This window comes from Roseburia sp. AF20-18LB (assembly GCF_003461185.1).
Classification (GTDB): domain Bacteria; phylum Bacillota; class Clostridia; order Lachnospirales; family Lachnospiraceae; genus Roseburia_C; species Roseburia_C amylophila.
Genome location: NZ_QTWP01000001.1, coordinates 526,437 through 538,351, shown reverse-complemented (window position 1 = coordinate 538,351; position 11,915 = coordinate 526,437). Strand labels below are relative to the sequence as shown.

The 11,915-nt window shown below is 41.3% G+C and carries 10 protein-coding genes; all 10 read left to right on the top strand.

Annotated elements, in window-relative coordinates:
• Positions 1–13 precede the first annotated feature (13 nt).
• Positions 14–520 (top strand): HD domain-containing protein, encoded by a 507-nt coding sequence (locus DWX65_RS02645; RefSeq protein WP_118172732.1) that lies wholly within the window; start codon positions 14–16, stop codon positions 518–520.
• A 66-nt stretch (positions 521–586) separates the two neighbouring features.
• The gene (folP, locus tag DWX65_RS02640; RefSeq protein ID WP_118172731.1) at positions 587–1,405 is read left to right on the top strand and encodes a dihydropteroate synthase; all 819 of its coding nucleotides are present in this window, start codon (positions 587–589) and stop codon (positions 1,403–1,405) included.
• Positions 1,398–2,861 carry a 2-amino-4-hydroxy-6-hydroxymethyldihydropteridine diphosphokinase gene (gene folK, locus DWX65_RS15550; RefSeq protein ID WP_330414730.1) on the top strand — a complete coding sequence of 488 codons (1,464 nt, stop codon included), beginning with the start codon at positions 1,398–1,400 and terminating at the stop codon, positions 2,859–2,861. The genes folP and folK overlap by 8 nt, the downstream gene beginning before the upstream one ends.
• Positions 2,848–3,591 (top strand): CPBP family intramembrane glutamic endopeptidase, encoded by a 744-nt coding sequence (locus DWX65_RS02630; RefSeq protein WP_158564687.1) that lies wholly within the window; start codon positions 2,848–2,850, stop codon positions 3,589–3,591. Before folK ends, DWX65_RS02630 begins: the two co-directional genes overlap by 14 nt.
• Positions 3,519–4,424 carry a hypothetical protein gene (locus DWX65_RS02625; protein WP_147339119.1) on the top strand — a complete coding sequence of 302 codons (906 nt, stop codon included), beginning with the start codon at positions 3,519–3,521 and terminating at the stop codon, positions 4,422–4,424. The genes DWX65_RS02630 and DWX65_RS02625 overlap by 73 nt, the downstream gene beginning before the upstream one ends.
• 92 nt (positions 4,425–4,516) lie before the next feature.
• Complete coding sequence (locus DWX65_RS02620) at positions 4,517–4,768, top strand: type II toxin-antitoxin system HicA family toxin (protein ID WP_118172727.1); 252 nt, start codon at positions 4,517–4,519, stop codon at positions 4,766–4,768.
• Positions 4,765–5,100, top strand: coding sequence for a type II toxin-antitoxin system HicB family antitoxin (locus DWX65_RS02615; RefSeq protein ID WP_118172726.1), 336 nt, complete (start codon positions 4,765–4,767; stop codon positions 5,098–5,100). The genes DWX65_RS02620 and DWX65_RS02615 overlap by 4 nt, the downstream gene beginning before the upstream one ends.
• Positions 5,101–5,153: 53 nt before the next feature.
• Positions 5,154–5,927: a hypothetical protein gene (locus DWX65_RS02610; RefSeq protein ID WP_118172725.1), complete on the top strand. Its 774-nt coding sequence runs from the start codon at positions 5,154–5,156 to the stop codon at positions 5,925–5,927.
• Between the two features lie 214 nt (positions 5,928–6,141).
• On the top strand, positions 6,142–6,759 hold the full coding sequence (locus DWX65_RS02605; RefSeq protein ID WP_118172724.1) for a thioester domain-containing protein: 618 nt from the start codon (positions 6,142–6,144) through the stop codon (positions 6,757–6,759).
• A 589-nt stretch (positions 6,760–7,348) separates the two neighbouring features.
• Positions 7,349–11,902, top strand: a complete 4,554-nt coding sequence (gltB, locus tag DWX65_RS02600) for a glutamate synthase large subunit (RefSeq protein WP_118172723.1) — start codon at positions 7,349–7,351, stop codon at positions 11,900–11,902.
• The last annotated feature ends 13 nt before the right edge of the window (positions 11,903–11,915 follow it).

Here is an 11,915-nt window from a genome sequence, read left to right as displayed (position 1 = left end):
ATATGGTGATGAAATGGAATATGTAGTAAGACTTTTGCATCAGGAGCAATACCAGGAAAACGTAAAGAAAATTGCCCGTCTGGAAGCGGACAGAATCTATTGCAGACATAATATGGAACATTTTATGGATGTGGCACGTCTGGCACAGATTCGCAATTTAAAGGAGCAGCTTGGTTTGGACGAAGAGATGATATATCTTTATGCCCTGCTTCATGATATCGGTCGTATGAAAGAATATGAACAGGGAATCTCTCATGCAGTGGCATCTGCCGAATTTGCAGGAGAGATTTTTGCGACTATAGGCTATCCGAAGGAAAAAGGAGCTATCATCTGCCAGGCAATTCTGGCTCACCGCAGGGAGACCTGCAGTGAGCTGCACGGGGAGAAATTATGGCAGACAGCATTTACACAGCTTATGAAATGGGCGGATAAGGCATCCCGTATGTGCTTTGCCTGTGAAGCAGCAGACAGCTGCAAGTGGAGTGAAGAAGAGAAAAATAAACCGGAGACCTGGTTTTAAGCTGCCAGGCATCCGCAAGAAGCTGTTGGTAGCAGGTTCTACAGACAGCATAAAAGGAGAAGAAAAATGAGAATAGGCAATCGGACATTTGACACAGTAAATCATACTTATGTAATGGGAATCTTAAATGTAACACCGGATTCTTTTTCGGATGGAGGAAGTTATAACCAGTTAGACCTTGCATTAAAGCATGTAGAAGAAATGATGGCACAGGGGGCAGATGTCATCGATGTGGGTGGAGAATCCACAAGACCGGGTTATACAAAGATTTCTGATGAAGAAGAAATTGAGCGTACTGTTCCGGTGGTAGAAGCAATTGTAAGCCGTTTTGATGTGCCGGTTTCCGTAGATACCTATAAAAGTAAGGTGGCAGAGGCTAACCTTGCGGCAGGAGCACATCTTTTAAATGACATCTGGGGATTGAAAGCAGATGATAAAATGGCTGGCGTGATTGCAAAATATGATGCCGCATGCTGTCTGATGCACAACCGCAAGGAAGCAGATTATAAGAACTTTATGGAAGATATGAAAAATGATTTGCGGGAAACATTACGTCTTGCAAAGGAAGCGGGGATTCGTGAAGATGGCATCATGACAGACCCGGGTGTAGGATTTGGCAAGACTTATGAGAATAATTTAGAAGCCATCCGATGCGTGGGAGAACTGAATGAACTGGGCTATCCGGTGCTGCTTGGCACATCCCGGAAGTCAGTAATCGGTCTGACACTGGATGTTCCGGCAAAGGAACGTGATACAGCCACAGCAGTAACCAGTGCTTATGCCGTATGGGCACATTGCGGATTTGTCCGCGTACACAATGTGCGTGCCAATGCAGAGGCAATTAAGATGGCAGAAGCAATCAGGGATGGAGGATTACATGGATAAAATTATCATAGAAAATCTCGAGCTATTTGCAAATCATGGAGTGTTTCCGGAGGAGACAAAGCTTGGACAGAAGTTTCTAATCAATATGGAACTTTATTTACCAACCAGAAAAGCAGGATATTCGGATGATTTGACAGAATCGGTAAATTATGGAGAAGTCAGCCATTTTGTAACAGAATTTCTGACGACACATACCTATAAGCTGATTGAAGCTGCAGCAGAGCAGACAGCACGGGCAGTGTTATTGCATTTTCCATTGATTCAGAAATTAAAATTTTCCATACATAAACCATGGGCACCGGTGGGACTGCCTTTATCAGATGTGGCAGTGGAAATAGAACGGGGCTGGCATAAGGTATATCTTGCCTTTGGTTCCAATATGGGCGACCGGAGAAAATATATTGAAGATGCCATTGAAGAACTGCGGAACTTAGAAGACTGCAAGGTAGGAAAGGTATCTGATATCCTCGAGACAGAACCTTATGGCGGTGTGGCAGAAGGCGCATTTTTTAATGGATGTCTGGAACTTCGAACCCTGTATACACCGGAAGAATTATTGGAGAAGCTTCATGCCATAGAAGCTCATGGCAACCGGGAGCGTAAGATGCGCTGGGGCTCAAGAACGATAGACCTTGATATTTTATTTTATGATGATGAAGTGATATCTACCCCGGAACTTACGATTCCGCATATTGATATGGCAAACCGCCTGTTTGTGTTAGAACCGCTGTGTGAAATCGCACCATATCTCTGGCATCCAGTGTTAAAAAAGACGGTGCTTCAGATGAAACAGGAACTGAAGGGCAGAAAAGACATTGTTTTATTTGATTTGGATGGAACCATTACCAATTCCAAGGAAGGAATAACAAAGTGTGCCCAGTATGCCCTAAAGGCATATGGTATTGACGAACCGGATGCAGATAAGCTTGAATTCTTTATCGGACCGCCACTTAAAAATACTTTTATGGAACATTATGGCATGGATGAAGAGACCGCAGTAGCGGCAGTAGCCAAGTACCGGGAACGCTATCATCCAACCGGTATCTTTGAATGCAGCCTTTTTGATGGCGTTGAGGATGCTTTGAAATCTCTCAAGCGAAAAGGCTATCGTATCGGACTGGCATCCAGCAAGCCGGAAGAATCCTGCCGGCGTATTTTGGAGCATTTTCATATCCTCTCCTATTTTGATGAAGTGGTGGGAGCCACAATGGATGGCAGAATAGACAGCAAATATGAGGTGCTGCAGGAAACGATAAAGCGGATGCATATTTATGATACCACCGAAGCAGTATTGATTGGAGATACCAGATTTGATGTGTCAGGAGCCAAAGAAGCACATATGGACTGCATCGGTATCACTTATGGATTCGGAACGAAAGAAGAGTTGCAGGAGGCTGGTGCAAAAGCAATCTGTGACAGTATCGAGGAGGCGGCAGAATATATTGAAAGATTATAAGTTACTTCGCATCTGGGAAGTGATTTATCCCATTGGTATTTATTTTGTAGTAACCAACGTTGTGATGTTTGTGTTAAATATCATCCATGCAATGACCAATGAAAATTATATGATTTATCAGATTATTGCAACGGTGATAGCATTTCCCTTTATCTATGCTTTCTATCGGAAAGAGGATGGCGGGAAAATGGCAAATCTGCTACGAACCATTTTATTTGCAGCAGCCGCAGGCTTATTTGGCGTAGTGTTAAATAATCTTATCGGATATACCGGCTTAAAAGAAACATCGCAGAGCTATCAGGAAGTAAGTGCTGCTTTTTACGGCAGTACTCTGGCATTAGAAATCCTTGGAACCTGTATCATAATTCCGTTCTTAGAGGAACTTCTTTACCGTGGCATCGTTTACCAGCGTTTGAAAGCGTTTTTGGGAGTGAAGACGGCAATTGTATTATCGGCAGTAATATTTGGAGCCATGCATTTTAATCTGGTGCAGTTCCTATATGCCACAGCGGTAGGCCTCTTGCTGGCAGTCATCATGGAACAGGAAGGGCTTGGCGCAGCCATGGCAGCCCATATGGTAACGAATCTGGTATCGGTACTTCGAAGCGAGACAAAGCTGTTTCATTTCATGGATGCATCCATGACGGGAAGCGTCATATGCACCGTGGTGGAGAGCGTGCTGATAGTGGTGTTGCTTGTGCTGGCTTTCCGTGGTGGAAAAGAGAAGTAAAGGTAAAAATTATGTATGTGTTTAATAATATGGTAGGATCCACAGGTACTGGATATTCGTTAAAAGGAAAACGATTAGAGTTTGGCATGGGTGGTAAATGGTATAAAGCAGATTCCTTAGGGTATGAGGGTGCAGTGGAATATGCAGTATCAAAAATATTGAAACATTCAAATATTAAGGATTATGTGTCATATCAGTTAGAAATTATTAATTATAATGGAGATACTTTTAATGGTTGTGTATCCATTGATTTTTTGCAATTAGGACAGCAATTGGTTACTACAGAAAATTTATATGAGATGAAGTACAAAAAGTTTGTAGAAGAAAGATTGGAAGCATTGCCTTTGCAAAATAGAATAGAAAAATTTGTGGATGATGTAAAAAGTATTACAAGATTGAATGATTTTGGAAAGTATTTAACTTTTTTATTGGAATTAAATACTTATACATTAAATGTGGACCGAAATTTTTTCGATATTTCGTTAATTCGGAAAGAGGATGAATGTTATTTATATTGCCCGATATATAATAATGAAACAGCATATCTTTCGGATACGCAAAACAAATATCCATTAGAAAAGAATATTAATACACTTATAGCCGAGGTACGTGAAACCTCGCGTTTTCAAAATTTGAATATAGCGGTAGACTGTTGTCAGAAATTGTATGGTACACAATTTAAGGTAGGTCAATATGAAATGTCGGAAGAGATATTAGAGATAAAAGAACTGTATGGGAATAAAATCTATTCAAGAATATGTGAAATAGATGAACATCAGAAAATAATGCATCCAGAGTTTTGCTGGGATGATGTCAGAACAGAATGTTTTTAATGGCAAGGTATAAAAGGCATATATGTGAGTGCAACTGATTTTAGTTGCATCTGCCATGGGTAGGGAGTATAATATAAAAGGAGAAGTAATTTATGAGCAAAAAGGACAAATTATTAGAGAAACTTTTGCAGAAACCAAAAGACTTTACCTTTGATGAAATGGTATCATTACTTTCCTATTTGGGATATGAATTAAAACAGGGAGGCACTGGTTCAGGGGTAAAATTTATAAAGGATGGTTCTAATGAAGTGATAAATTTTCATAGACCTCATCCTAATGGGACATTAAAACGCTATATTTTAGACCAGGTGATTGAAAAACTAAGAAAGGATGGCGTATTATGAGTGACTTACTATCATACAAAAATTATAATGGTACAGTAGAGTTTTCGAAAGAAGATAATTGCTTATTTGGTAAAGTAATCGGTATTAAATCGCTGATTTCCTATGAAGGGGCATCCGTAAAGGAATTAGAGCAGGATTTTCATAATGAAGTGGATGAATATCTTGAGGATTGTAAGGAGAGAAATATTGAACCAGAGCAACCTTATAAGGGGACTTTTAATGTAAGAATTAGTCCGGAATTGCATAGAACTATTGCAATCTATGCTATGGAGCATGGAAAAAGTTTAAATGCTGCGGTGGAAGAGGCAATCGATAATATGGTTAAGCTGTAGTGTTTGTTATATTATAATTGACAAAAAAAGAAAAGCTGATGGGAGGAATCATTATGAAGAAAAGATTAGCGATGATTGTAACAATGTTGATGGTAACAGTAAGTATGGCAGCCTGCGGCGGGAAAAAAGATACTACCGCTGATAAGGAATCTGTTATAAATACAGAAGCTACCGAAGAGGTAGTAGAGACAGAAGAGCCGGCAACGGAAGAATTGGAAGCAGCTACAGAGACAGAAGAGCCGGAAACAGAGGCAGTTGCAGAGCAGGAGACCACTGGAAAACTGGAGAGCAATACTTCCAGTGCAGAGAATACTGCAGCACAGCCATCTGACAATAATACAAGCAAATCAAATAAGAGCAACAGCAATTCCGGCAATAAGGCAAGTGCAGGCAGTACTGCATCAGCCGGAACAACGACCAGTAATGCCAGTGGAACAACTGGAAGCAGCAATAGCAACACCAATGCTTCTAACAATAATGCAACTCCGGCACATGTTCATACCTGGGTGCTGCATGAGGGAAGCGGTCATTATGAGACGCAGGTTGTTAAGGAAGCCTGGGACGAGCCGATATATGAAACACAGGTTAGGGATATTTGCAATCAGTGTGGAGCAGATGTGACAGATAATGCAGTAGAGCATGCAAAAGAACATGCTTTGGCAGGTGAAAACGGTGGACATCATACAGAAGTTGTAAAAGTTCAAGTTGGAACACAACATCATGATGCAGAAACACAACAGGTATGGGTACAGGACGTGGCTCCTTATGCACAGTGTAGTGGATGTGGAGAAATTGGACCGGTAGGTTCCGGCATATCCATTAATTAATGGAATAGATTTTGTATAAAGATGGTAAGAGAAGGATTCAAGGTGATTTTACTTTGAGTCCTTTTTTTATAGATACTTGTACCGAAATTCGGTACGTATAGCTTAGTGGAAGGGAGGATAGAAAACAAAATACAAGGGTAACTGAGAACTGATAATGATATCGGTTCTTTTTTTATGCTTTCTTTTAGCAAATGGAAGGAGGAAAACGGAAAGTATGAAGAAATTTAGCGTAAAACAGAAGTTAAAAGCGTTCATGGCTGCAGCATTGTGTTTCTGTATGGCAGCCAGTCCGCTGACTGCTTTTGCGGAAAGTTTACCGGAGCAGGAAGAATCGATTCTTTCAGATAACTTTGATGAACTGGTACGCAAGGCGGAAGAAGAAAACAAAGAGCATGAAGCGGAGCAGATTGCTCTTAACAGTGCCGATGAGGGATTGGTAGTTAAAACTTATGCCTCTGGAAACTATGATTTTAATGTAGATTTAACCGTAGGAAAGACAATTAATTACAATGGCTATCAGACACACCAGTATAGTCTTTCAGATGGAACTGTAGTTTATTGTCTGGAACCAAGTAAAGCAAATCCGAGCAATGGGCAGTATACCGCTTCTGTGTCCAATGATGCACTGCTTTCAGCAGTAGCCTACTATGGATATGGTGGACCGGGATATGAAAGTGATAAGGGTATGTATAACATGATGCAGGAGAATGTTCGTCCTTATGCTTATGTAATTACTCATATGGCTTTATCCTGGGTGTATGATGGCTGTAGTGATGATTCTGATGCCTTTAAGGGGAATGCAGCTACTGCAGATGGTGTTAAAACATGGTAAATCTTATGGATATTGATGCTTATTTGCCTTTTCATCGAAATACAGATATATAATAAGGGCTGTTAGGGGTACTGGGAATTTCGTTTGATATACTGGCAACGCTGGCACAGGGATGTGCCGGCGAGGTGCATATGAACATGGATGTGAATTTGCACCGGTTGCCGGATAGGCAAAAAAGTATATCGAAATTCCCAGTGCCCCTTACAGTCCTTATGTAATATCCGTATTCGATGAAAAGGCAGATACACTCAAAATCTTCCTAAGAAATTCCAGAATAACAGAGAAACAATTCAGACACAATTTAAAATAGCAGGCAAATTCAAAAGGCTTATGAAAAAATATTTTCAACAAAAAACACGTTGAATTGTTTTGATAAGCCTTTTTTATATACAAAAAAACAATAAATATAAATACAATAAGAGTATATGAAATGAATTATCTAATAATCAGACAATAGCAAGAAAAAAACTATTGCAAAGTATATTGCGGCGGGTGTAAACTTATTTCAGAAAACGAAGCACTTTAAAGCAGCAGAGTGCAGGTAACAAAGTAAGACAGAAAATAAAGAGAAAGCAGAAAGGGAACGATTATGACAGAACAGTGGAATGAAAGTACAGCAGTAGCACAGGGTATGTATAATCCAAATTTTGAACATGATAACTGCGGTATCGGAGCTGTGGTAAACATCAAAGGTATCAAATCCCATGCTACAGTAGAGAATGCTTTAAAGATTGTAGAAAACTTAAAGCACAGAGCTGGTAAAGATGCAGAAGGAAAAACCGGTGACGGTGTTGGTATTCTGCTTCAGGTATCACACAAATTTTTCTCTAAAGTAGCAAAGGAATCAGGGATTGAGCTTGGTGGAGAAAGAGATTACGGTGTCGGAATGTTTTTCTTCCCACAGGATGAGCTGAAACGGAATCAGGCAAAGAAAATGTTTGAGGTTATCGTGGAAAAGGAAGGAATGAAATTCTTAGGATGGAGAAAAGTTCCGACTGACCCGGATAAACTGGGACAGAAAGCAGTAGACTGTATGCCATATATCATGCAGGGATTTGTAAAACGTCCAGCTGAAGTAGCCAAGGGACTTGATTTTGACCGCCGGCTGTATGTGGCAAGACGGGTATTCGAGCAGTCCAATGATGACACTTATGTAGTATCCCTTTCCAGCCGAACCATCGTATATAAGGGAATGTTTTTAGTAGACCAGCTGCGTCAGTTCTTTGCAGACCTTCAGGATAAAGATTATGAATCTGCAATCGCAACCGTACACTCCAGATTCTCAACCAACACCAATCCAAGCTGGGAGAGAGCACATCCGAACCGTTTCATTGTACATAACGGAGAGATTAATACCATCAAAGGTAATGCAGATAAGATGCTTGCCCGTGAAGAAACCATGGAGTCCGAAGAACTGAAAGGGGAACTGCAGAAAGTCCTTCCGGTTATTAATTCCGAAGGTTCTGACTCAGCAATGTTAGATAATACCTTAGAGTTCTTAGTAATGAGTGGAATGGATTTACCACTGGCAGTTATGATTATGATTCCGGAGCCATGGGCAAATAACAATACCATGTCCCAGAAGAAGAAAGACTTCTATCAGTACTATGCGACCATGATGGAGCCTTGGGATGGACCGGCATCCATACTTTTCTCAGATGGAGATGTCATGGGAGCCGTTCTTGACCGTAACGGATTAAGACCTTCCAGATATTATATTACCGATGATGACCAGCTGATTCTTTCTTCCGAGGTTGGAGTGCTTGATATTGATCCGACCAAGATTGTCGTAAAAGAAAGACTCCGCCCGGGTAAAATGCTTCTGGTAGATACTATTCAGGGAAGAGTCATCAATGATGATGAATTAAAAGAGTATTACGCAAGCAAACAGCCTTATGGTGAATGGCTTGACCGTAACCTGATTAAACTGGAGGATTTAAAGATTCCAAATCAGCGTGTTCCGGAATATACCAAAGAAGAGCGTCAGAGAATGCAGAAAGCATTCGGTTATACTTACGAATCACTGCGTGAAGCAATCCTTCCGATGGCATTAAACGGAGGAGAAGGAACTTCTGCAATGGGTATTGATACTCCGCTGGCAGCACTGGCAGGAGACCATCAGCCACTGTTTAATTATTTTAAACAGTTATTTGCACAGGTAACAAACCCGCCAATTGATTCCATTCGTGAGAAAGTGGTTACATCCACTACCGTATATATCGGAGAAGATGGTAACCTGCTGGAAGAAAAGGCGATTAACTGCCAGGTATTAAAGGTAGATAACCCGATTCTTACCAACACAGATTTGATGAAAATCAAAAATATGAAAGTAGAAGGCTTCAAGGTTGTGGTTCTTCCTACTACATATTATAAGAATACAAGCCTGGAAAAAGCATTGGATCATCTGTTTGTAGAAGCAGACCGTGCATACCGTGACGGTGCAAATATCCTGATTCTTTCCGACCGTGGCATTGATGAGAATCATGTGGCAATCCCATCCCTTCTGGCAGTATCCGGTTTGCAGCAGCATCTGGTAAAGACCAAGAAGAGAACTGCAGTTGCCATGATTCTGGAATCTGGTGAACCAAGAGAAGTACATCATTTTGCAACATTGCTTGGTTATGGTGCCTGTGCAATCAACCCATATCTGGCACAGGATACCGTAAAGCAGTTAGTAGACGAGCATATGTTAGACAAGGATTACTATGCAGCAATCCATGATTACAATCAGGCAATTATCAGTGGTATCGTAAAAATTGCTTCCAAAATGGGTATTTCAACCATTCAGTCTTATCAGGGTTCTAAGATTTTTGAGGCAATTGGTATTGACTCCGCAGTAATTGATAAATATTTCACAAATACCGTAAGCCGTATTGGTGGAATTACACTGGAAGACATTGCAAAAGATGTAGATACTCTGCATTCTGCAGCCTATGATCCATTGGGATTAGAGACAGACCTTACTTTGGACAGCAAGGGACGTCACAAGATGAGAAGTGGCGCAGATGTTCACCTTTATAATCCGGCAACCATCCACCTTTTACAGGAATCAACCAAACGTGGAGATTACAACCTGTTCAAACAGTACACAGACCTTGTGAACAGTGAAGAACGTGATGCCAATATTCGTGGACTGATGGATTTCAATTTCCCGAAAAAAGGTGTTCCGATTGAAGAAGTAGAAAGCGTAGAGTCTATTGTAACAAGATTTAAAACAGGTGCGATGTCCTATGGTTCTATTTCCAAGGAAGCCCATGAAACACTGGCAATTGCCATGAACCATTTACATGGTAAATCCAATACCGGTGAGGGTGGAGAAGATCCGGACCGTATCGCAAGTAAACATACAAGCTTAGACAGATGTTCTGCAATCAAGCAGGTAGCGTCCGGCCGGTTTGGTGTAACCAGCCGTTACTTAGTCAGTGCAGAAGAGATTCAGATTAAGATGGCACAGGGTGCAAAACCTGGTGAAGGTGGACACCTTCCGGGCAAGAAAGTATATCCTTGGATTGCAAAGACAAGACTTTCCACACCGGGTGTATCCTTGATTTCGCCGCCACCTCATCATGATATCTACTCCATCGAGGATTTGGAGCAGTTGATTTATGATTTGAAGAATGCCAACCGTGATGCAAGAATTTCCGTAAAACTGGTATCAGAAGCAGGTGTGGGTACAGTCGCAGCCGGTGTTGCCAAAGCAGGAGCGCAGGTAGTATTGATTTCCGGATATGACGGTGGTACCGGTGCAGCACCAAGCAGTTCTATCCATAATGCAGGACTTCCTTGGGAACTTGGACTTGCAGAGACACACCAGACTCTGATTATGAACGGACTTCGTAATAAGGTAAGAATCGAGACAGATGGTAAGCTGATGAGCGGCCGTGATGTAGCAATTGCTGCATTGCTTGGAGCAGAAGAGTACGGATTTGCAACTGCACCGCTGGTAACCATGGGATGCGTGATGATGCGTGTATGTAATCTGGATACCTGCCCTGCCGGAATCGCAACACAGAATCCGGAGCTTCGGAAACGTTTCGCGGGAAAACCGGAATATGTAGAAAACTTCATGCGGTTTATTGCAGAAGAATTAAGAGAAATCATGGCGAAGTTAGGCTGCCGTACCATTGATGAAATGGTAGGAAGAAGTGACCTTCTCCGGGTAAGAGAGGATTTGACAGACCGGGAAAAAGAAATCGACCTTTCCAAGATTTTGAATAACCCGTTTGCAGGACCAAAGGAGAAAGTTACATTTGATCCAAAACATGTATACGATTTCGAACTGGAGAAGACCAAGGACGAAACTGTACTGTTAAAACAGCTTTCTTCTGCACTGGATAAGAAACAGAAGAGAAGCATTGATGTAGAAGTAAGCAATACAGACCGTTCCTTTGGTACCATCTTTGGTTCCGAGATTACAAAGAAATATGACGATACTTTAGAGGAAGATACCTTTATCGTAAAATGTACCGGTGCCGGCGGACAGAGCTTTGGCGCATTCATTCCAAAGGGACTTACCTTAGAGCTGGTAGGAGATTCCAACGATTACTTCGGAAAAGGACTTTCCGGTGGAAAACTGGTTGTATATGCTCCGGCAGGTGTGAAATATAAGAAAGATGAAAATATCATCATCGGTAACGTGGCACTTTACGGTGCAACCAGTGGTAAAGCATTTATCAGTGGTGTGGCAGGAGAACGTTTCTGCGTACGAAATTCCGGAGCATCTGCAGTAGTAGAAGGTGTCGGTGACCATGGCTGTGAATACATGACCGGTGGACGTGTTGTTATCCTTGGTAAGACTGGCAAAAACTTTGCAGCCGGAATGAGCGGCGGTATCGCTTATGTATTAGATGAGGACAACGACCTTTATACCAGACTGAATAAAGAAATGGTATTCTCAGAAGAAGTTGGAAACAAATATGATGTTATGGAATTAAAAGATATGATTAAAGAACACGTAGCTTTGACCAATTCTGAAAAGGGAAAAGAAATCTTAGATAACTTCAGTGAGTATCTGCCGAAGTTCAAGAAAGTAATTCCATACGATTATAACCGTATGTTAATGGCAATTGTTCAGATGGAAGAAAAAGGATTGTCTTCCGAACAGGCACAGATTGAAGCATTTTATGCGAATACAAGAAATTAAGGAGGGGACGCAA